The organism is Desulfitobacterium sp. THU1, assembly GCF_038181555.1.
In the GTDB taxonomy this organism is placed as follows: Bacteria; Bacillota; Desulfitobacteriia; order Desulfitobacteriales; family Desulfitobacteriaceae; genus Desulfitobacterium.
Map to the genome: position 1 here is coordinate 182,825 of NZ_JBBWUA010000002.1, position 20,763 is coordinate 203,587.

At 46.5% G+C, this 20,763-nt stretch carries 20 protein-coding genes; 6 read left to right on the forward strand and 14 right to left on the reverse strand.

What is annotated here, in order from left to right; translation table 11 throughout:
* Nucleotides 1-31 precede the first annotated feature (31 nt).
* From AAC978_RS03145 to AAC978_RS03175, 7 genes are all read right to left on the reverse strand, one after another.
* Complete coding sequence (locus AAC978_RS03145; protein WP_341546514.1) at nt 32-853, reverse strand: FhaA domain-containing protein; 822 nt, start codon at nt 851-853, stop codon at nt 32-34.
* A gap of 2 nt (nt 854-855) precedes the next feature.
* Nucleotides 856-1,923: a 23S rRNA (adenine(2503)-C(2))-methyltransferase RlmN gene (gene rlmN / locus AAC978_RS03150; RefSeq protein WP_341546515.1), complete on the reverse strand. Its 1,068-nt coding sequence runs from the start codon at nt 1,921-1,923 to the stop codon at nt 856-858.
* Between the two features lie 14 nt (nt 1,924-1,937).
* Complete coding sequence (gene rsmB, locus AAC978_RS03155; RefSeq protein WP_341546516.1) at nt 1,938-3,299, reverse strand: 16S rRNA (cytosine(967)-C(5))-methyltransferase RsmB; 1,362 nt, start codon at nt 3,297-3,299, stop codon at nt 1,938-1,940.
* Entirely contained in the window at nt 3,292-4,260 is a 969-nt protein-coding gene (fmt, locus tag AAC978_RS03160) for a methionyl-tRNA formyltransferase (protein ID WP_341546517.1), read from the reverse strand. Before fmt ends, rsmB begins: the two co-directional genes overlap by 8 nt.
* 441 nt (nt 4,261-4,701) lie before the next feature.
* Nucleotides 4,702-5,154: a peptide deformylase gene (gene def / locus AAC978_RS03165; protein WP_341546518.1), complete on the reverse strand. Its 453-nt coding sequence runs from the start codon at nt 5,152-5,154 to the stop codon at nt 4,702-4,704.
* Nucleotides 5,155-5,222: 68 nt separating this feature from the next.
* On the reverse strand, nt 5,223-7,520 hold the full coding sequence (gene priA, locus AAC978_RS03170; protein WP_341546519.1) for a replication restart helicase PriA: 2,298 nt from the start codon (nt 7,518-7,520) through the stop codon (nt 5,223-5,225).
* A gap of 172 nt (nt 7,521-7,692) precedes the next feature.
* Nucleotides 7,693-8,013 carry a heavy metal-binding domain-containing protein gene (locus AAC978_RS03175; RefSeq protein WP_341546520.1) on the reverse strand — a complete coding sequence of 107 codons (321 nt, stop codon included), beginning with the start codon at nt 8,011-8,013 and terminating at the stop codon, nt 7,693-7,695.
* Nucleotides 8,014-8,442: 429 nt separating this feature from the next.
* On the opposite strand from AAC978_RS03175, the gene AAC978_RS03180 reads away from it, so the two are divergent.
* The 4 genes from AAC978_RS03180 (at nt 8,443) to AAC978_RS03195 (ending at nt 13,568) form a co-directional block, all read left to right on the forward strand.
* Nucleotides 8,443-9,684: a solute carrier family 23 protein gene (locus tag AAC978_RS03180; protein WP_341546521.1), complete on the forward strand. Its 1,242-nt coding sequence runs from the start codon at nt 8,443-8,445 to the stop codon at nt 9,682-9,684.
* Nucleotides 9,685-9,885: 201 nt separating this feature from the next.
* Nucleotides 9,886-10,356 (forward strand): flavodoxin, encoded by a 471-nt coding sequence (locus AAC978_RS03185; RefSeq protein ID WP_341546522.1) that lies wholly within the window; start codon nt 9,886-9,888, stop codon nt 10,354-10,356.
* Nucleotides 10,357-10,450: 94 nt separating this feature from the next.
* Nucleotides 10,451-12,058: a gamma-glutamyltransferase family protein gene (locus tag AAC978_RS03190; RefSeq protein WP_341546523.1), complete on the forward strand. Its 1,608-nt coding sequence runs from the start codon at nt 10,451-10,453 to the stop codon at nt 12,056-12,058.
* Nucleotides 12,059-12,395: 337 nt separating this feature from the next.
* Nucleotides 12,396-13,568, forward strand: a complete 1,173-nt coding sequence (locus AAC978_RS03195) for an MFS transporter (protein ID WP_341546646.1) — start codon at nt 12,396-12,398, stop codon at nt 13,566-13,568.
* A 109-nt stretch (nt 13,569-13,677) separates the two neighbouring features.
* Here the strand turns inward: AAC978_RS03195 and metK are convergent, their stop codons facing one another.
* The 7 genes from metK to AAC978_RS03230 form a co-directional block, all read right to left on the reverse strand.
* The gene (gene metK, locus AAC978_RS03200; protein WP_341546524.1) at nt 13,678-14,868 is read right to left on the reverse strand and encodes a methionine adenosyltransferase; all 1,191 of its coding nucleotides are present in this window, start codon (nt 14,866-14,868) and stop codon (nt 13,678-13,680) included.
* A gap of 5 nt (nt 14,869-14,873) precedes the next feature.
* Complete coding sequence (gene coaBC, locus AAC978_RS03205) at nt 14,874-16,076, reverse strand: bifunctional phosphopantothenoylcysteine decarboxylase/phosphopantothenate--cysteine ligase CoaBC (protein ID WP_341546525.1); 1,203 nt, start codon at nt 16,074-16,076, stop codon at nt 14,874-14,876.
* Nucleotides 16,076-16,282 carry a DNA-directed RNA polymerase subunit omega gene (gene rpoZ, locus AAC978_RS03210; protein WP_015263128.1) on the reverse strand — a complete coding sequence of 69 codons (207 nt, stop codon included), beginning with the start codon at nt 16,280-16,282 and terminating at the stop codon, nt 16,076-16,078. The genes coaBC and rpoZ overlap by 1 nt, the downstream gene beginning before the upstream one ends.
* Nucleotides 16,283-16,284: 2 nt before the next feature.
* Nucleotides 16,285-16,887, reverse strand: coding sequence for a guanylate kinase (gmk, locus tag AAC978_RS03215; protein ID WP_341546526.1), 603 nt, complete (start codon nt 16,885-16,887; stop codon nt 16,285-16,287).
* A 12-nt stretch (nt 16,888-16,899) separates the two neighbouring features.
* The gene (gene remA, locus AAC978_RS03220) at nt 16,900-17,175 is read right to left on the reverse strand and encodes an extracellular matrix/biofilm regulator RemA (RefSeq protein ID WP_341546527.1); all 276 of its coding nucleotides are present in this window, start codon (nt 17,173-17,175) and stop codon (nt 16,900-16,902) included.
* A 15-nt stretch (nt 17,176-17,190) separates the two neighbouring features.
* Nucleotides 17,191-18,072 carry a YicC/YloC family endoribonuclease gene (locus tag AAC978_RS03225; RefSeq protein ID WP_341546528.1) on the reverse strand — a complete coding sequence of 294 codons (882 nt, stop codon included), beginning with the start codon at nt 18,070-18,072 and terminating at the stop codon, nt 17,191-17,193.
* Between the two features lie 145 nt (nt 18,073-18,217).
* Complete coding sequence (locus tag AAC978_RS03230) at nt 18,218-18,823, reverse strand: TetR/AcrR family transcriptional regulator (RefSeq protein ID WP_341546529.1); 606 nt, start codon at nt 18,821-18,823, stop codon at nt 18,218-18,220.
* Nucleotides 18,824-19,019: 196 nt separating this feature from the next.
* Between AAC978_RS03230 and AAC978_RS03235 the strand changes: the two genes are divergently transcribed.
* Complete coding sequence (locus AAC978_RS03235) at nt 19,020-19,754, forward strand: ABC transporter ATP-binding protein (RefSeq protein WP_341546530.1); 735 nt, start codon at nt 19,020-19,022, stop codon at nt 19,752-19,754.
* Nucleotides 19,744-20,760, forward strand: a complete 1,017-nt coding sequence (locus AAC978_RS03240) for an ABC transporter permease (RefSeq protein ID WP_341546531.1) — start codon at nt 19,744-19,746, stop codon at nt 20,758-20,760. The genes AAC978_RS03235 and AAC978_RS03240 overlap by 11 nt, the downstream gene beginning before the upstream one ends.
* Nucleotides 20,761-20,763: the final 3 nt, after the last annotated feature.

Genomic DNA, 20,763 nt, shown 5'->3' on the forward strand with positions numbered 1-20,763 from the left:
CTCCGCATTATATTGACCACTCTAAATCTTCCTAATAACCGCTAGCCAATCCCTGATGACGTAACATAAAGACCGTTTGTCCCAGCTCAATGCGATCTCCTAAGGCAAGCTTCTGCTTGGCGATCCTCTGACCATTAAGCCATGTTCCATTGGTACTACCCAAATCATCAAGCAGCCACTCCTCACCTACACGGCTGAGCTTAAGATGCCTTCGTGACACTTCAGGATCATGTAGGACAATTTCACACTGAGCATGGCGACCGATATGATATTCATCTCCCTCCAGGGGGAAATTTTTTCCAGCATCCGGACCCTTAATAATTTCGAGGCCGTAAGCGATTTTCCTGCTCTGAAGCTGAGAATTTAGGAGATGATAAGGCACCTCATCCTGAAAGATATTGGTATGATCCCGCCACCCCACCTCAGCATTGACTTCCTCAACATCTTCCTCATACTCATCATCCTCATCCCAAAGCACCTCGATGGAATCATCAAAATCCACTTCAATAAACATTTCGTGGGGCTTTACCGTGTCATCGCAATGGAGCTCTATGGAAGGTTTACTCAGGAAGGTAAAATTGCTCTTCTTTCCTTCTGCAAAGAGATATTTGGAGAGTTCGATGAGAAAGGCATCTCCGAAGCTGGCGAAGGGGCTCCAATCACCGGAATGGAGAAAAACCCGGTACACATTGGGAACATAGACTTGGGAAATGCTCACCTGCTTATTTTTGTGCATTGTCCGGACCAATTCTTTGGCCAGTTCCACCGGTTGTAGCTTTGAGGTATTATTCTTTTTAAACATGCCCGTAAATAAGTTTTCAGCAACTTCTTCAAAGCGGGCGATTAGATTCATATCTACTCACACTCCAATTGCCGTCTCAACTGACCGCAGGCTGCATCGATATCTGTTCCCTTTTCTTCGCGAACAGAGACAGGTATTCCCATAGCCTCTAAAACCTGGGCAAACTCTTGAATTTCCCGTGCTGTAGGACGTGCCATGCCGGTCTCTACCACAGGATTCACCGGTATCAAATTCACATGGGACAACTGCCCCTTTAAGAGCTGTCCTACTTCTTCGGCAGCCTCCCTACTCGCTTGTCCGGAGATTAAAGCGATCTCGAAAGTAATCCGGCGGTTTGTCATTTCGGTATACTCCTGACAAGCTGCCATCAATTCTTCTAAGGGATAACGTCGATTCATGGGAATAAGCTGATTGCGAGACGCGTTATTGGCGCTATGCAAGGAGACTGCCAACCCTACTTGAGGATTATCCCTGGCGAGTTGGCGAATCTTCGCGGCCACCCCACTCGTGGAAATCGTCATCCGCCGCATACCAATGCCTTGGCCCTCTGGGTGATTCAGTAAATCAATCCCTTTAAGGACGGCGTCATAGTTCAATAAGGGTTCTCCCATTCCCATGAAGACAATATTGGTGACCCGAAAATCTGGATCTTCCTGACGCATGATATAGGTGATGTCCAAAACCTGGCCAACTATTTCTCCCGGGCTTAAGTTTCTCCGTAAGCCTCCTAACCCTGTGGCACAAAAAGAACAGCCTACTGCGCAACCAATCTGAGTGGACACACAGACTGTATGGCGATCGCGGTGTTTGCGTCGATCATAGTCCATAAGAACACACTCAATCGTTTCTCCATCATAGCAACGGAATAAAAACTTCCTGGTGCCGTCTCGGGAAACCTGCTCTTTGACTTTCGTAAAGGGTTGTAAGGTTAGCCCTTTTTGCAACTTTTGCCGATCGAGTACGCTGATGTTTTTCATTTCGTCCCAGTCTTGGATAGCTTTATGCTGAACCCACTGAAACACCTGACGTCCACGAAACTTTGGTAGTCCTAACTCAACACAGAGCCGGATTAACTCTTCTTGATTTAAATCACGGCAATCCGTTCTCATCATAGTATTCACCCAAATCTTTCCACCTAAACTTCAACCCGGCGAAATTTAGCCAGGAAAAACCCATCCATACCGTGTTTATGAGGTAAAATCTGCAAAAAACCCTTTGCAGCTTGCTTCCGATCCTGTTCAGAGTCTAATGAATAGGGTAGTTCCCCCACAATATCCACCGGTGCAAACTCCGGATGCTGGGCTCGAAAAGCTTTAATGACTTCAAAATTCTCTTCTGGCTCAATGGTACAGGTCGAATAAACCAATTCTCCACCCAAAGCCACACATTGTGAAGCCCGTTCCAGTAAGGACAACTGAAGCTCCGGCAAGGATTTAATTTCTTCTTCCGTCTTGTGCCAACGCATATCCGCCCGCCGACGTATCACTCCGAGTCCGGAGCAAGGGGCGTCCACTAACACCTTATGGTACGATAAATTCTCTACACCTTGCAGTTCTCGTGCATCGCCTGCTTGGGCATGAATGATCGTGATTCCCAAGCGCTGGGCCAACTCTTCAATAAGCTTTACTTTGTGAGGGTGGAGGTCAAAGGCTTGAATCTCGCCATTATTCTCCATCCTTTGGGCTAAGTGAGTGGTCTTACCTCCCGGGGCCGCACAAGCATCTAAGACCCTTTGACCTTCTTGAGGATTTAGGACATGAGCCACCAATTGAGAACTTTCATCCTGGACGGTGAAGAGTCCCTCTTGAAAGCCGGAGAGCCTCTCAATAGAGCCAAAGTCCTCGATAAGCAGACTTTCCGGCACCCGTTCTCCCCAAGTCACCTGTACCCCTTCGGCAGTCAGCCTCTCTGCTAATTGAGCGCGAGTAATTTTTAAAGTATTCGTACGGATCCAGACAGGAGCCGGTTCATTATTGATTTGACAGAGGGCTTCCGTTTCATCCATACCATAGCGCTTTAGCCAGCGCTTCACCATCCACTCGGGATGAGAGTAACGCAGCGAAAGATAGCGGCTCGGTTCTTTTTCCTTGCTCGGCCATGCCATATCCCAACCGCTTTCAAAGACCCTCCTCAAAACACTATTGACTAAAGAGGTGTACTTCCCTTGACGTCGCTTGGTCAACTCCACCCCTTCGTTGATAGCCGCTGCGGCAGGGATTCTCGATAGGTAAAGAATTTGAAAGGCGCTAACCCTCAGAATCCAGCGCACCTCATGAGGCAATGAAGATAAAGGCTTGCTCAAATGACGTCTTAAGGCATAATCCAAGGTCAGCCGATTTTTCAAGCTACCATTGACTAGCAGGGTGGTCAGTTGGCGATCTCGAGGATCGGCCAGATCATGAAGGGCTTTTTGCATAAGCAAGTTTGCGTAGGCATTTTCTTCCTCAATGCGCATGAGAATCCGAACAGTCAAAGCTCTTGCGGTTAGCTTATTCATGCTTGATCCATCCTTCGCCAAAGCCCTCTCCTACTTGGGCATGGCGCCCCAAGAAAAAGTCCCGAGCAGGCATGGTCTTTTTTCCCGCCGGCTGAACTTCCGTCACCAAGATCAGTCCTTCCCCTGTTTGAACCAGCAACCCTTCTTGAGTATTATTGACAACTTCACCCGGTTTAGGAGCTTTTAGAAAAGATTCCTTCGCTAATTCATGGGAGGCCTTTCTAGAAGTATGAACCTTGACCGTTTCTTCGCGAAAGGTCGTATAAGCACCCGGCCAAGGATGCAGTCCGCGAATCTGATTATGAATCTCTTGGGCACTGCGTGTCCAATCAATCTTCTCATGTTCACGAGTAAGTAAAGAAGCATAGCGTGTCGGTCCGCTCTGGGGAATACTCTGTAGCTCACCCATTTGAAGTTGCTCCAAGGTTGTGATGAGGAGCTCAGCTCCCTTGTGGGCCAGATTATCATGCAATTCTCCGGTGGTAGTATCTTCCTCAATCGGGCTCTCGACTTTAAGGAGCATATCGCCCGTATCTAATCCGACATCCATCTGCATTGTTGTTACCCCGGTCCGTTGATCCCCTGCCAAGATGGCCCAGTGAATGGGGGCTGCACCACGCCAATCCGGCAAGAGAGAGGCATGAACATTGATACAGCCAAAGGACGGCAAGTCCAGAATTTCTTTGGATAAAATCTGGCCATAGGCCACGACGATAATGACTTCGGGGGCAAGCTCTCGCAACAGTTGTAGACTTTCGGGGTTTTTCACTTTTTGCGGCTGGTAAACTGTAAGCCCCAGTTCTTGAGCTACTACCTTTATCGGACTAGGCTTCAGGGCCTTGCCCCGCCCCGAGGGACGATCGGGCTGAGTGAAAACGCCCACCACTTCATGTCCGTGAGCTACTAAGGCTTGTAAGGTTGGAACGGCAAAGTCTGGCGTTCCCATGAAAACGAGTCGCATAGTGTGATTCTCCTAACATCGATTATGGTTCTTTGAAGGGATCGGAATGTCTTTGAGTATATATAGCGGGATATGTAGGTTGTATCTCCAGGATTTTGCTTTACACCGTACGCTAAGTAAGCTGCGCGGACAAAACTAACGCTCAAGCTCTCCGCTCCGTCGGGTGCCCAGCCAATTCGCTCCTGCTCAATGGCTGGTTGGAAACGTCCTGTTTCCAACCCGACTCCGCTGCGCGCTTTTCGCGAAGTTTTGCTTCCGCTCGCTTAAAATCGCTCTCTTTTGTAAAGCAAAATCCTTGGGTTGTTTTTCTAGTAACCGCTTAAGCATCTGTCTTATGCATTGCTCAAGTATTGTTATAGCACTGCTCTAACACCTGCTCTAGTGCTGTTCTAACACTACCCCAGTATCTTCCCTAGTGCTGATCAAGTCTGTTTTGACGAATTATCGCCGATATGTTTTTGCTGCTTTATCGACAAAGAGGACCCCTTCTAGGTGGTCAAGTTCATGCTGAAAGCAGCGAGCTAATAGGCCTGTTCCTTCGATGACTTGGCGCTCTCCTTTGCGGTTGAGGGCTTCGACTTTGACTTTGGCTGCTCGCTTCACTTGGCCTGTAATACCAGGAATGCTTAGGCAGCCTTCATCATCGGTGTCTTCTCCTTCTGCCTCAAGAATGACGGGATTGATCAATTCTATGGGGCCATCTCCTACATCAACAACCACGACCCGCTTGGAAACTCCGACCTGAGGAGCGGCTAAGCCTACTCCGTTGGCATCATAAAGTGTGTCCAGCATATTATCTAACAGCTTCACAATATTGGGTGTAATCTCTTTAACGGGAACTGCCTTGTCTCTCAACACGTCTGAACCTATCTCCACAATCTGATAAATTGCCATTTACCTTTTCCCCTCTCATATTACTTGATATTCATTATATTACATGTCGCATTCCTGTGACAGAGCTCTTACATACTTAATGGATCCACTTCAATATTCAATTGGACCCCTGAACTGCTTGAATCGTGAGCAAAGCGTTGCACCCCTTGATGCATAAATTCACGCATAAAATCGAGGCGTTTTCCTTTGATTGATACCTGCCAGCGATAGTGATTTTTTAAACGCGGCATCACGGCGGGGGCTGGGCCGAGAATATCTAAAGAAGTATTCCCATTTTCATGAGACTCTAGTCCTTGATTTAAGGCATGGGCTAGACTATGTGCTCCCTTGATGACCCTTTCCTCCTTTTCGTGGGTCAGGGTTACGCGAATCACATGGGTGTAGGGCGGATAATTTCTTGCCTTGCGATAGCCGATCTCTTCCCAAAAGAAGCCCTTGAAGTTATGGTGAGAGGCTTGAATAATCGCCCGGTCTTCGGGTGCATAGGTCTGAATAACGACCTGTCCCGGTTTGTCACTACGCCCGGCCCGACCGGCCACTTGGGTTAGGAGCTGGAAGGTTCTCTCCCTTGCCCGGAAATCCGGCATGTTAAGCATTTGATCAGCTGCGATAACCCCCACCAACGTTACATTGGGAAAATCCAAACCTTTGGCCATCATCTGGGTACCCACTAAAACATCTGCTTCTTGACGACGAAATCTTCCCAGGATTTCTCCATAGGCTTCCCTCGAACGGGTGGTGTCAAAATCTAAACGAAGAATTCTCGCCGACGGATAGAGACCTTTGATCTCCTCTTCAACACGCTGTGTCCCTTGGCCAAAAAAACGAATATAACGGCTACCGCATTCCGGGCAGGTTCGCGGGGGAATCTCTTCGTGATTGCAATAATGACAGCGCATGGAATTGCCTTGGGTGTGGTAGGTCAGGGCAATATCGCAGTGACTGCAGCGAACCACATAGCCGCACTCTCGGCACACAACAAAGGTAGAATAACCGCGGCGGTTTAAGAAGAGCATTCCCTGTTCACCCCGCTCCAAGGTCCCTCTGAGCTTATCTTGTAGAGAGAGGGAAAACATGCTGCGATTGCCTTTTATCAGTTCTTCTCGCATATCAACCACCTCCACCGGTGGTAGCGGTCGGTTAGCGACCCGATTTCCCATGGTCAGCAGAGAAATCTTCCCCGTCTGGGCTGCGGCATAGGCTTCTAGGGAAGGGGTAGCACTGCCCAAAAGCACAACTCCCCCGAGCTGTTCCATACGCTTGCGGGCAACATTTCGAGCATGGTATTTGGGGTTTTCTTCCTGATGGTAAGCACCTTCATGCTCTTCATCTAAAATAATCAGGCGCAGATTGGGAAGAGGCGCAAAGACAGCAGAGCGAGCACCGATGACAACCCTGACTTTACCCTGCAAAATATCTTGCCAAGCCTTAGCCTTTTCACTGGCCTGCAGACCGGAGTGCAACACAATCAGCTGGTCACCAAAGTGCTCACGAAAATATCTAGCGATCTGCGAGGTGAGAGATATCTCAGGCACAAGTAGAATAGCCGAGCCACCTTGAGCTAATACTTCGCCGATAATTCGCTGGTAAACTTCCGTCTTGCCACTCCCAGTGATGCCGTGCAAGAGCATGGTTTCATACTGCTGCTTAGCTAAAGCCTCCATGACCTTTTGGCATACCAACCCTTGTTCAGGAGTGAGTACCCGCCGATAATCCGCAGGTAGCTTTTTGCTATCGTTAGCCTTCACCTCATCAGCCTCAGCTGTGACTCCACTTGTAAGAGCCTTTTGTACACTCTGAGGAACCCCAGAGGTAAAGCGAGACTCCAGCTTGAGCCATCCTTGCTTGGCTAACTGCTCAACTTGATTTTTATTCAGTCCTGATCGTTTGAGATATATACTCAGAGACAAGGCCTTATTTCGCGATCTAAAGAGTACTGCCAAGGCGTTATAGGTGTCCGGATCGAGAATCTGTAGAGTTTTAACATCTTCATCTTCTTTGGTGGCAATGGGGATAACCCACTCCTCCACTTTACCTTTTAAGAGGGGCCAAACCGTGTGAAGACTTTGCGCAATAGAACAAATCGTCGTCTCTGCTAACCACAGAGCTAATTCAATTAGATCCTCTGGGATAGTTTCCATATGTCCGACAATACTTAAAATCGGTTTGATTGCGCCGTCAGAAACCCCTAGAGGCAAGTCATTAGTCAAACGGACTACAACTCCCTGAACCTGACGATAGTTCAAGGGCACAAGGACCCTCATACCTCGCTTCAGAGCCATGTCCGTAGGTATACGATAATGAAACACTTGATCAAGGCGACGATTAGCCACATCGACAAGAACCTCTGCATAATGCAATTTCATCGCCTCCATTGGGTCATTCTATTTTTATTCCTAACTTACATTTTAACATAGATGAAGAATTGTCGGTATAGACCCCTTATGACCAATATCCTGAAAAATCAATAAAGGGATGCTGGTCTACCCAACATCCCGGAACCTAAATCCTATCTTCTTTTCTGATTATCTTCCTACTTTATACTACCGTGACTGCTGTCCCAGAGACGCTGACCATGAGCATACTGCCACTTTGGCCCACAACTTCATAATCGATATCTACCCCAACTACAGCATTAGCCCCCAGATGAGCCGCATTTTGTTGCATTTCTTGAAAAGCGATTTCTCGAGCATCTTGAAGCTTTTCTTCATAGGCCCCCGAACGACCGCCAATAATATCAGTAATACTGGCGAACACGTCACGGACCACATTGGCACCCATAATGGCCTCCCCCGTAACAATTCCATGGTAGGACTGGATTTTTCGCCCATCGATATTGGGAGTTGTCGTCATAATCATACTATGTACCTCCTTGTTAATCAGTTATCAGTATGTCTTGTTATCCGGTATTTGACAGGAACTAATTCTCTGAAACTTATTTGATTCCTTCTTTTTGGAATTCCAAGGCACTGATTTGGTTTCGATCATCTACTCCTTAATTTTCTATTCTCCCTTCTCCTTATTTTCCCATTCCATACATATTTTATTATGATTACCATAAGGAATACTATTGATATGAGTCTCACGAAAAATATCGTGAAAAATCTCTTGCCAAACTAATTTTAACTATGCTATGCTCTAAACAAGGTAAATATTCTATGACCTTTAAATTAGTCCCGTGAGGCTAAGAAGGAAATGGCGTACCATGATGATGTTGACATGGGCACCTCTTTCTTGCTTGCGGGCAAGGAAGAGGTTTTTTGTTGTGAATGAAAAGGAGGCTAACCCATGATCAAAGAAGTTCAGATTCATGAAAGACTTTCCCTTGCCCAAACGATTCCTCTCGGCTTGCAGCATGTCTTTGCAATGTTTGGAGCCACAGTCCTCGTGCCCTTTTTAACTGGCTTAAGCCCAGCCATCGCTCTCCTTTCCTCAGGAATCGGCACGATCATTTTCCTCCTCTTAACTAAAAGCATGATCCCAGCTTACTTAGGTTCTTCCTTTGCTTACATTGCTGCTTTGACTTATTTTGTTAAGGATCAGAATAATTTAGCTGCGGCTATGGGCGGAGCACTTGTCATCGGTATTATATATATCATCCTTTTCGCGCTCATGAGCGTTTTTGGTAGCGCATGGATTCATAAGATCGTTCCTTCAGTGGTGGCCGGCCCGGTTGTAGCCATTATTGGTTTAAGCTTAACCCCAGTCGCTGCAGGCATGTCGGCTAACAACTGGTATATCGCTATATTTACCCTCGGCGTGACCGTTTTTCTGAGTACTTATGCCAAGGGCTTCTTAAAAATCATTCCGATTCTGTCCGGAATTATCATCGGTTACATTGTCGCTGCTTTCGCCGGTTTAGTCGACTTCACCGGGGTAACTGCTTCCGTAGCTTCCCTAGATAAAATTATTGCTTCACCTATCAATGCTGACACATGGGCAATGCCAAGCTTGAATAAGGCTGCGATCCTGATGTTTGCCCCTCTGGCTTTTGTCACTATCATCGAAGACCTTGGCCATATGATTGTGCTGGGCAATATCACCCACTCAGATCCTATCGAGAAACCTGGCTTCAATAGAGTGTTACTGGGCAATGGCCTCGCTACCGGCATCGCCAGCTTCTTAGGTGGCCCCCCGGTAACCACTTACGGCGAAAACATCGGCGTCCTTGCCGTTACGCGAGTCTATAGCACCTTTAACATCTGGGTAGCCGCTATTATCGCCATCATCCTTAGTTTCGTCAGCCCCCTCCAAGCCTTGATTATGTCCATCCCCACAGCCGTCATGGGCGGCGTCTCCCTCTACCTCTTCGGTATGATTGGAGTCACTGGTCTGCGTACCCTGATTGAGGCGCAAGTGGATTTCTCCAAGAGCAAGAACCTAATCATCGCTTCGGTGATCTTTGCCGTCGGTATCGGGGTCTCCAGTCACGGTGTTGCCTATGCGACTTTAGCCGGAATTATCCTCAATCTCATCCTTCGGGAAGAAAAAGAGGATCAAGCGACAATTCAAAAAGAAGTAGCTAAGTAAACGACTTAAATCTGGATAATTTTAGAATTGAATCCTTTATATATAGGGGGCATCGCAAACTACTTAGAGTAGTTTGCGATGCCCCTACTTTATCTTTGCCTTAAAGAATTGGGATTTCCCGATAATAAAATGATATAATACAACCTGTTATGATCTAAACAACTATTAAGGCCTACAATTCGTGAAAGGAAACCATTATAAGTGAACGATACTTTAATAGTTTATTACTCACTTTTTGGCAACACAAAGAACTTAGCTTTAGAAATAGCTAAGCAGACTGGTGGCACAATCAGGGAGCTTGTTCCTGATAAAAAATATTCTTTTGACTATAACACAGCTGCTAAAGAGGTAAGGAATGAGATTTCGAGAGGATTTTGCCCAAAGCTCATTCGCGGAAATGAATCGATCGATGGTTATCAGACAATCTTTATCGGTACGCCAAACTGGTTTAAAACAGTAGCTCCGCCCGTTTTGAGTTTTCTTAAACAATTTGATTTTACTGGTAAGACAGTAATCCCCTTTTGCACTCATGGTGGCGGAGGATTCTGCCAAATTGAAGATGATATAGCTAAGGAGTGTCCAAAAGCTACCATCTTGCCCGGAATTGCTACCAATGGTTCCGTTGATTCGGAAGATATTACCCGGTGGCTCGAAACAGTTTCCAGCAACTAGAAATTCGCTTTATATAAAGCAATAACTAAATCAGCTAATCTATGCAAAGATGGCAAATAGCAAGTATATACATAACTTTTCAGGAGGTATAGTCATGATATTTGATCCCTTATACTACCCTTATGCTTCAAAACGGTTACTTAACTATGCTAGCCGCGGGATGGTGGCTACCTCCCAAGCACTGGCCGCTCAAGCAGGCTTGGACATCCTCAAAAAAGGCGGGAACGCCATCGACGCAGCTATCGCTACCGCAGCTTGTCTGACCGTCGTGGAACCTACCTCTAACGGTATTGGTGGCGATGCTTTTGCTTTAGTCTGGACTAAAGGACAGCTTCATGGACTTAATGCCAGTGGTACAGCACCGGCTTCCCTCTCCGGCCAAGATTTAATCAAAAAGGGCTATAGTGAAATGCCGCAATATGGCTGGATTCCTGTTACCGTGCCGGGAGCACCTTCAGCCTGGGCTGCTTTAGCAGAGCGTTTTGGTCGACTACCTTTAACCGAAACTCTAAAGCCGGCCATCGAATATGCAGAACAAGGCTACCCTGTATCCCCGATTCTCGGCCACAATTGGCAGATAGCCTACGAGAAATGCTCCCATGATCTCAAGGGAGAAGAGTATGCCCCTTGGTTTGAAACCTTCGCTCCCCAAGGACGAGCTCCCTTCATTGGCGAAGTGTGGCGTTCCCCAGATCATGCCCATACCTTGACGAAAATCGCTGAGAGTAACGCTCAGGCCTTTTATAAAGGAGAGTTAGCCGATCAAATCGATGCTTTCTCCCAAAAATTTGGCGGTTATCTTCGCAAAGCGGACTTAGAGGAATACCAACCCTTATGGGTAGATCCCATCAGCGTCAATTATCGGGGCTATGACGTCTGGGAGATTCCCCCCAACGGCCATGGCTTAGTCGCCCTTATGGCACTGAACATTCTCAAAGGCTTTGAATTCACTGATAAAGATTGTATCGATACATTTCACAAACAAATTGAAGCTATTAAACTGGCTTATGTGGACGGGCGCAAATATATCGCCGATCCACGGGATATGGGTGTTAAGGTAAATGATCTCCTTTCCGAAGGGTATGCGTTAGAACGTCGTAAGCTTATCGGTAAAACTGCCCTTCTCCCAGAGCCAGGAACTCCTCCTAAAGGCGGAACCGTTTACTTAGCTACTGCAGATAACGAAGGTAACATGGTTTCCATGATCCAGAGCAATTATATGGACTTTGGTTCAGGCTTAGTGGTTCCCGGAACCGGCATCAACCTACATAATCGGGGCAACAACTTCTCCTTAGATCCTCATCACGCTAATTTCTTAGAGCCAAGGAAGCGTCCTTACCACACCATCATCCCCGGGTTCCTTACTAAAGCCGGAAGAGCGGTGGGACCCTTTGGGGTCATGGGTGGCTTTATGCAGCCTCAAGGCCATGTGCAGGTACTGATGAATGCCATTGACTTCAACCTAAATCCCCAAGCAGCCTTAGATGCCCCCCGCTTTCTTTGGAACAAAGACCGCCATGTTCAGGTGGAACGTTCCTTCCCCCATCATATCGCCGATGCTTTATGTCGCATGGGCCATGATATTGAATGGAGCGGCAATACCGGTCTGTTCGGACGAGGGCAGATTGTGTGGCGCGATGAAAATGATGTGTTAATAGGCGCCACCGAACAACGAACTGATGGCGTCGTAGCCACTTGGTAAAGGTGAAATCTGACAAAGAGCGCGCAAGAACTAAGACTTGCGCGCTCTTCAAAATTTAAAATATAGAACTGGAATAAATTTGTATTCAAAGCATTAAGATTATTGTACAATGTAACTTGTCTAGACATATAAACAACAACGAGAAGGGAGGATAGCTATCGCAAAATAGCGACATAGCTAAACTAGTGACCATGCCCCTTTTTACATTAATTAGCACTCCTGTTTCAGTAATATCCACTACAACTCACCGAGCTTAGAAGTAACAGAGTAGGTAGCCTAGTAATCGAAACTTTTACAAAGTAAGAATTATGCGATGATTAACGAAAGGAAGATACCTATGAGTGAAAAGAAGCAATCGTTAGCTTTATTGGCGATTTTCTCCTTTGCCTTTATTGCCATGGGCGTAGGGACAATTACTCCGGCTATTGCATCTATTGCTGCGGCTTTCCCAAGTGTAGGCTTTAGCACTATTTTATTGGTTTCCACCATTCCATCCCTTGTTTCAATACCAGTAGCCATTATTGGCGGTAGTATAGCAGGAAAATCCGTTAAGTACCGGACATTAGTAATCTTTGCAACCATCGTATTCGTCATCGGCGGTGTAGTGCCATATTTCTTAGATAATTTCATCACAATTCTGGTTTCCAGAGCCTTCTTCGGTTTAGGACTTGGCCTGATCATGCCGCTCAATACTTCATTGATATTTAATCTAATCCCCCCTGATAAGCAAGCAAATATCATGGGAATCAACGGGGTTGTCATGAATATCGGCGGAATCGTACTCCAATTACTGGGTGGCGTTTTCGCTTCCATCGCATGGAACTACAGCTTCCTTGCCCATGCACTAGGTTTGATCACACTCTTACTGGTTATCTTATTCTTGCCCGAACCCAAAAAGCATCAGTTCCCTGCAGGTGCCGAAGCGTCACAGGAAAAACTTAAACTGCCGGGCTCTATCTATGGCTGGGCACTCGTATTCCTGATCGTAACCATCCTGGACTTTCCATCTCTGACTAATATGTCGTTTGTTCTCCAAACCATCGGCGCCAACTCTTCAGTAGCAGGGATTGTCTTGATGTTCATGACCGTTGGGGGTATGCTAGCTGGGACAGTATTCGGGAAAATATATCAAAGAATGGGCAAACAGACGCTCAATATTGGATTTGCGTTTTTCATCGCATCTCAGGTTATCTTTGCCTTTAGCCAAAGCGTTGTGCTGTTTATTATTGGTGAAGCATTAATGGGAGTTGGTTTAACCCTGGTTATGACTTCTATCAACATGCTAGCCGGTGCCTCAGTGCATCCGAGCCAAACTCCGATGGCCATGTCAATCATCGTATCCGGTATGAACTTGGGCGGCTTCCTTTCCGGTTATGTTTACGCCGCGATTATGGGGGCTCTCGGCATCACCACCCTGAGATTCCAATATTTTTGCGGAACAGCAGGTTTTATAGCACTCTTGATAGTATTTTTAATTCTTTTCACCAAAAACAAATCCGCACCGGCTTGACCTTCTCAAACCAAAGCCACTAGGAATAGAATAATGCAATAATAAAGGGAGTCGGGTAACATTTTTGAAGAAAGGAAAAATGTTACCCGACCCCTTTTTACGTTCTAACTTATAATCCAGCTTGTTCCCGAAGAGTAGCTGCCTTATCGGTCTTTTCCCATGGAAGATCGAGGTCATTGCGGCCAAAATGGCCGTAGGCTGCTGTTTGGCGGTAGATGGGTCGACGCAGATCCAAGGTCTTAATGATTCCTGCGGGACGCAAATCGAAGTTGGTGCGGATCAGTTCAACAATCTTATCTTCGGCAATCTTGGCTGTTCCAAAGGTCTCCACGTTGACAGAGACAGGATGAGCCACCCCAATAGCGTAGGCGATTTGAATTTCGCAACGATCGGCCAAGCCTGCTGCAACGACGTTCTTAGCGACATAACGAGCAGCATAGGCAGCGGAACGGTCAACCTTGGTGGGATCTTTTCCGGAGAAGGCGCCGCCCCCATGGCGGGCCATACCACCATAGGTATCCACAATAATTTTGCGCCCAGTCAAGCCGGCATCCCCTTGGGGACCACCAATCACAAAACGACCTGTTGGGTTAATGAAATAACGGGTCTTTTCGTCCAGTAGTTCTGAAGGGACTACTGGGAACACCACATGCTCCAGAAGGTCGCGGCGAATCCTTTCTTGAGATGATTCCGGATGATGCTGGGTGGAAATAACAATAGTATCAATCCGCACCGGACGATTGCCCTCATATTCGACAGTGACTTGGGTCTTGCCATCCGGACGGAGATAATCTAAAAGATCGGTCTTGCGAACTTCACTTAAGCGGCGTGCCAAGCGATGAGCCAAATCGATAGGAAGGGGCATATAGCTATCCGTTTCGTTAGTGGCGTAGCCAAACATCATACCTTGGTCTCCGGCACCGATAGCTTCGATAGCCTCGTCCGACATCTCACCGTTTTTGGCTTCCAAGGCTTTGTCAACTCCTAAGGCGATATCAGCAGATTGCTCCCCAATAGAAGTGAGAACTGCGCAGGTATCAGCGTCAAAGCCAAATTTAGCGCGGGTATAACCAATCTCGCGAATGGTCTGCCTTACCGTGCTGGGAATATCCACATAGCAATTGGTTGTAATCTCACCACTTACCAACACCAATCCTGTGGTCACTGAGGTTTCACAGGCTACTCGAGCATTGGGGTCTTTGGCGAAGATAGCATCTAAAATCGCATCGGATATTTGGTCACAGATTTTATCGGGATGTCCTTCCGTTACCGACTCGGAAGTAAACAATTTCCTTGCCATATCAATCACTCCTTCTCCTTGAGTTGTTCCACAATCTCTTGAACCAAGCGCCTAGCCACTTCTAGCTTCTTCATCTGGGGTAGATCGATTCTTCTCCCCTCAGGAAAAAGAAAGCTAACAATATTGGTCGGACTACCAAACCCCGCTCCGGGCTGGGTGACGTCGTTGGCTACCAGCATATCTACATTCTTACGCTGCATCTTGGCCTGAGCATGTTCATAGAGCTTTTCCGTCTCAGCGGCAAAACCCACCAAGAATTGTTGTTCTTTTTTCTTACCTAACTCTGCTAAGATATCTGGGTTAGGAACAAGCTCAAGGGTTCGGCTTGTTCCATCCTTCTTTATTTTCTGCGCAGCACTTGCTTGAGGGCGATAATCAGCAACTGCTGCTGCTTTGACCACAATATCTGCATCCGCAAATTCACTCATGACTGCATCATACATTTCTTGGGCTGTCATAATTGAAATTCGCTTTACTCCCGGTGGAGTCGCTAGTTCAGTGGGAGCAGAGATAAGGGTTGTTTCTGCTCCTGCTTCCTGTAAAGCCTCTGCCACAGCGTAGCCCATTTTTCCCGAGGAGCGATTACCAAGGTAGCGCACTGGATCAAGCGGCTCCTGGGTTCCTCCAGCCGTAACTAGAGCCCTTTTTCCCGCCAGTCTTCCCGAAGCAGCAAAATAGTGCTGTAAAGCTTCGACTAACTCCTGAGGCTCACTCATCCGCCCATCTCCGGCCGTATCACAAGCTAAAAAGCCAGTAGCCGGTCCTAAGATGCCTACAGAACGTTCCCGCAACTTTTGTAGGTTATCTTGGGTGACCGGATGATGATACATATTATGATTCATAGCCGGCGCCACGAAGATAGGAGCTCTGGTAGCAAGCAAGACAGTGGTTAGAAAATCGTCGGCGATGCCAACAGCCATTTTGGCCAATATATTAGCAGTAGCAGGAGCAATCAGAACTGCATCCACAGCTTCCGCAAGAGCAATATGCTCAACATTCCATACCTTGGGTTCTTCAAACATCTCTACATAGACAGGGTTAGCGGAAAGGGTCCTTAAGGTCAAAGGGGCAATGAACTCTGTTGCCCCTTTAGTCATTGCCACATATACAATTGCACCATGCTTGCGCAACCTACTGACAACATCTGCCGCCTTATAAGCAGCAATACCGCCGGTAACCCCCACTAAGATCTTCTTATTCCCCAACATTATTTAATTCCCTCAGTGGTCAATTCAAAATGATATTTTCCCTTAGCAATTTCTTCAAAAGCAATGCTGACCGGCTTTTCTCCCGGATGGTTTGCTTCGAATTCCGGTTCTTCCATCAGGTTACGAGCTCTCTTGGCGGCTGCCAATACCAGAGTATACTTACTATCCACTTTACTGAGTAGAATATCGAGGGAAGGTTGTTTCATATTTACACCCCCTGAAATACATATGGTTTTCTTTTGACACGACATTTTTCGGCAACGAGTATACTTTTTAGCTTATCCACCGCGATAGGAATTTCATCATTGATGACCACATAATCATACTCGCTGACGTATTCCAGCTCTCGTGCGGCAGTTTTCAGTCTCTTCTGGATGATCTCCTCAGATTCCGTTCCACGCTTATGAATGCGCTGGGCAAGCTCATCCATGGAAGGCGGAACAACAAAGATGAACACCCCCTGGGAGAAGCGCTTCTTGACCTGCAAAGCTCCCTGAATTTCAATCTCGAGAATGACATCATTGCCTGCATGAATGGCTTGTTCCACAGCAAACTTCGGTGTTCCATAGAAGTTCCCGCAAAACTCCGCCCATTCCAAAAGTTGATCCTGCTCGATCATGGCTTGAAATTCTTCCCGGCTGCGGAAAAAATAATGCAATCCATCTACTTCACCCGGACGAGGCTGGCGCGTCGTTGCTGACACGGAATACTTTACCTGAGGCATTTGTCTCAACAGTTCCTGGCAAAGGGTTCCTTTCCCCGCCCCAGAAGGGCCGGATAGAACAATCAACAATCCATGATTCTGTTCCACCATGTCTCCCCCTTAATCCGCTGGGTCTTCTGTAGTGTTGTTAGCTTCTTTCGCCGATAAGCGATGGGCTACAGTTTCTGGTTGAACAGCGGACAGAATGACATGATGACTATCGCAGATAATAACAGCTCGTGTTCTGCGGCCATAGGTGGCATCAATCAGCATCCCTGCGTCTCGCGCTTCCTGAATAATCCGCTTAATCGGAGCGGACTCCGGGCTGACAATGGAGATGATACGATTAGCTGACACAATATTGCCAAACCCAATGTTAATCAATTTAATGTCCAAAACTTTACCCTCCAATTATTCTAGATTCTGAACCTGTTCTCTGATCTTCTCTAATTCGCTTTTCATCTGAACAACATGCTGTGTAATACTGATATTATTAGCCTTCGAGCCAATGGTGTTAATCTCCCGATTCATCTCTTGAACCAGAAAATCAAGCTTACGCCCGACGGGTTCAGAGCTATTAAGAGCTTCTTGGCATTGGTCCATATGACTTTGCAAGCGAACCAATTCTTCCGTAATCGATGCCCGATCTGCAAAAAAAGCCACTTCGTTAGCCAGGCGAGCTTCATCGAGAATAGCCTTATCTCCCAGAAGAACCTCAATCCTTTCCTGTAAGCGGGTTTGGTAATCTGCCACGATACTATCGGTATATCCGGCTATCTCGTCTTTGGCATTCTTGATGATATGTAAGCGCTCTAAAAGGTCTTCAGCTAAGCGCCCGCCTTCCAACTGTCGCATGGCGATGAATCCAGCTAAGGCTTCAGAGACAGCAAGGCTTAAAGGCTCCCAGATCAATTCTAGATCAATCTCCGCATCCTCCACTGAAAAAACCTCCGGCAAAGCCGCTAAGCGATAAATATCTGTCTCATAGGTCGTATTTAGAGCTGTAGCCAGTTCCTTCAAGGTTTTATCATACGATAGGGCTAAATCTTTGTCAACCTTCGCCAATCTCTTTTTTTCTTCAGTTTCCTTAACATTAACAAAGACATCAATGCGTCCTCGGTTGATCTTTCCCTGCAGGATTTTCCGTATCCTATCTTCTAAGCTATTCAGATGGCGAGGCATCCGCACTGCCGCTTCAAAGAATCGATGATTGACCGCTTTTAATTCGATGGTGAACTGATAGCCGTAGCCTGAGGCTTCCCCTCGACCAAATCCTGTCATGCTATTTGCCATATCAAGCCTACTTTCTCTAACCTTTTATTCCATTATAGCTAGTGGACTTCAAAAAAACAATTTAAGGGTACTTCTTATTCCTTGATGCAATCTACGCAACTGAAAAGGTCTAAAAAGGAATAGGAACCCACCTGAGACTCCTCGATTAATGGAATACTCCAGCGGCAAAGAGAGGACCGCGGAAAGTTAGATTTGTCAGGATGCGGGCCATCTCCTCAGGCGTTTCCCGGCACCCGTTTTCCAGCCATTGCTGAATAACCCCAAAATGGGCAGCAGCGATATAGGATGCGAAATATTCAAAGGGCACCACTAGATTCTCTTTCTTTATTAATGGGGAGAAATTCTTCTCAAACAGAGCGCTCCACATTATTTTCTTCATTTTGTTTTGCAAGGCTATATTCCCTTTGGTGCCTAAGACTGTTTTCATCAATGCTGCATTCGCAAGAAAATATTCAAATACTTTTACTACTACAGCATAGGGCATTTTGATATCTTGCAAGTCGTCTGGGGTGAGAGTAATGATTTCTGTGAGTATTCTATGAAGATCTTGAGTTATTCCTTCGAGGGTCTGATCAAAGAGATCAAACTTGTCTACATAATGCAAATAAAAGGTACTGCGATTAATATTAGCTTTATCGGTGATATCTTTAACCGACAGAGCTTCAAATCCCTTTTCTTCGATTAAAGAGATCATCGCACTGCGAATTGCAGCTTTTGTTCTTATCACTCGTCGATCATCTGCAGGAGCCATAGGCCATTCCCCTTCCACTTAATAGACAGATTTAGCCACTTCGTCTATTAAAAGTCATATCGAACTATTTTGTTTATTGAAGGATAAATCCAGTTCAATTATAATCTAACTGGATAAATAATCAACTCACTGTCTAAAAACTAACTCTCTGTCGAAACTAATTAGACTCATTGGGGGTGTCTTTACGAGAATTGCAATGGAAAATTCTCAGTGCATCGTTGTCCGCAGAGTAAATAAATTCTTCGGCAAAAAACATGTTCTGAAGGATATTGATCTGGAGATTCCTTATGGTCATATCTATGGTCTACTCGGGCCTTCCGGTTGTGGGAAAACAACAGCTGTGAAGATAATCGCTGGCATTCTTGAAGCGACCTCCGGTGAAGCCTATGTCCTCAATGAAGCGATGCCAAAGCTGAGCTTAATGGCGAAAATTGGCTATATGGCTCAGTCCGATGCTTTATACACTTCTCTGACCGCTGCGGAAAACCTGCATTTTTTCGGAGCAATTTACGGCATGAGTAAAGCTGACATTAAGAAAAAGTCGGCGGAAGTTATGGACTTAGTCAATCTCTCCGCCGATCTCCACAAACCTGTCCAGGCCTTTTCCGGTGGGATGAAGCGACGGCTTTCCTTAGCCATGGCCATCTTGCATAGCCCTCCCGTATTGGTTTTGGATGAACCAACAGTCGGCATTGACCCCCTCTTACGCAAAAACATCTGGCAAGAATTAAATAAACTAGCCGAACAGGGTACCACCATCCTAGTGACAACTCATGTCATTGATGAAGCAGACAAGTGTCATAACCTAGCCATGATGAGGGATGGCCGGTTAATTGCCAAAGGGACCTCCCAGGAACTGCAGGCGCAGATCGGCGTAAACAGTCTCGAGGAAGCTTTCATCTATTACGGAGGGCAAGCCAATGAGAGTTAGAGCTATGACCCTGCGGATCTTAAACCAGTTGCGACATGACCGACGCACCCTAGCTCTCATGCTGGTTGCTCCAATCTTTCTGCTGACTCTGGTTTACTTTATCCTTGCCGATTCAGTTCCTAATATAAAAGTCGCCGTCGTTAATGCCCCGGTTGGCTTCATCAATCGGCTCGAGGACTTTAATGTAAAGGCTTTACGCTATGACGAAAATACTGCTCGCTTGGCTTTAGAGCAGGGAGAAGTTATCGCCACTATTAGCATCAATAACGGCAAGTCCTCTATTGAAGTAGACGGTAGTAACCCGGGCAAGGCCAAGGCTGCTCTAACGGCTATGGAACAGGCCAAGGTCAACACCCTTTATTCTAGGGCTGACCTGAAGTCTGATGTCAAATATGTCTATGGCAAAGAGGACTTGCCCACCTTCGACAATTTCGGAGCAACCCTCATCGGCTTCATAATTTTCTTCTTTGTTTTTCTGGTCTCGGGGATTTCCTTTCTCCAGGAGAGAACCTCAGGAACCCTGGAGAAGTTGCTCTCTACCCCGGTTCGACGCTGGGAGATCGTGGTCGGCTATGTACTGGGCTTCGGTGTGTTTACAGTTCTGCAGTCTTTCCTGATTTCCTGGTATTGCGTATATGTGTTAAAAGTCATGATGATCGGTTCCTTTGCCCTGATACTCCTTATCACCTTACTTTCTGCTATCATCGCCCTTACCCTGGGAATTTTAGCTTCCACCTTAGCCAATAATGAATTTCAAATGATTCAATTCATCCCTCTGATTATTGTTCCCCAGATCTTTTTTTCCGGTCTGTTTGACCTTCCCCCCGGAATCGAGGCTGTGGGCAAGGTTATGCCTTTGTACTATATAGCCGATGCCTTGACTGAAGTGATGATCAGAGGAAGCGGTTTTATGGCAATCGCCTGGGACTTAGGAGTTATCCTCGCGTGCTCGGTGCTTTTTATGGTTCTTAATACTATCCTCTTAAAGAAATACCGCCGGATCTAAGCA

What these genes read in the sequence shown, in the direction of transcription:
- priA (WP_341546519.1), bottom strand. Translation starts at nt 7,520, where the DNA reads ATGAAATTGCATTATGCAGAGGTTCTTGTCGATGTGGCTAATCGTCGC.
- AAC978_RS03190 (WP_341546523.1), top strand. Translation starts at nt 10,451, where the DNA reads ATGATATTTGATCCCTTATACTACCCTTATGCTTCAAAACGGTTACTT.
- rpoZ (WP_015263128.1), bottom strand. Translation starts at nt 16,282, where the DNA reads ATGAAACAACCTTCCCTCGATATTCTACTCAGTAAAGTGGATAGTAAG.
- coaBC (WP_341546525.1), bottom strand. Translation starts at nt 16,076, where the DNA reads ATGTTGGGGAATAAGAAGATCTTAGTGGGGGTTACCGGCGGTATTGCT.
- AAC978_RS03240 (WP_341546531.1), top strand. Translation starts at nt 19,744, where the DNA reads ATGAGAGTTAGAGCTATGACCCTGCGGATCTTAAACCAGTTGCGACAT.
- rsmB (WP_341546516.1), bottom strand. Translation starts at nt 3,299, where the DNA reads ATGAATAAGCTAACCGCAAGAGCTTTGACTGTTCGGATTCTCATGCGC.
- AAC978_RS03230 (WP_341546529.1), bottom strand. Translation starts at nt 18,823, where the DNA reads ATGGCTCCTGCAGATGATCGACGAGTGATAAGAACAAAAGCTGCAATT.
- AAC978_RS03195 (WP_341546646.1), top strand. Translation starts at nt 12,396, where the DNA reads ATGAGTGAAAAGAAGCAATCGTTAGCTTTATTGGCGATTTTCTCCTTT.
- AAC978_RS03145 (WP_341546514.1), bottom strand. Translation starts at nt 853, where the DNA reads ATGAATCTAATCGCCCGCTTTGAAGAAGTTGCTGAAAACTTATTTACG.
- metK (WP_341546524.1), bottom strand. Translation starts at nt 14,868, where the DNA reads ATGGCAAGGAAATTGTTTACTTCCGAGTCGGTAACGGAAGGACATCCC.
- AAC978_RS03180 (WP_341546521.1), top strand. Translation starts at nt 8,443, where the DNA reads ATGATCAAAGAAGTTCAGATTCATGAAAGACTTTCCCTTGCCCAAACG.
- fmt (WP_341546517.1), bottom strand. Translation starts at nt 4,260, where the DNA reads ATGCGACTCGTTTTCATGGGAACGCCAGACTTTGCCGTTCCAACCTTA.
- def (WP_341546518.1), bottom strand. Translation starts at nt 5,154, where the DNA reads ATGGCAATTTATCAGATTGTGGAGATAGGTTCAGACGTGTTGAGAGAC.
- AAC978_RS03225 (WP_341546528.1), bottom strand. Translation starts at nt 18,072, where the DNA reads ATGGCAAATAGCATGACAGGATTTGGTCGAGGGGAAGCCTCAGGCTAC.
- AAC978_RS03175 (WP_341546520.1), bottom strand. Translation starts at nt 8,013, where the DNA reads ATGATTATGACGACAACTCCCAATATCGATGGGCGAAAAATCCAGTCC.
- AAC978_RS03235 (WP_341546530.1), top strand. Translation starts at nt 19,020, where the DNA reads ATGGAAAATTCTCAGTGCATCGTTGTCCGCAGAGTAAATAAATTCTTC.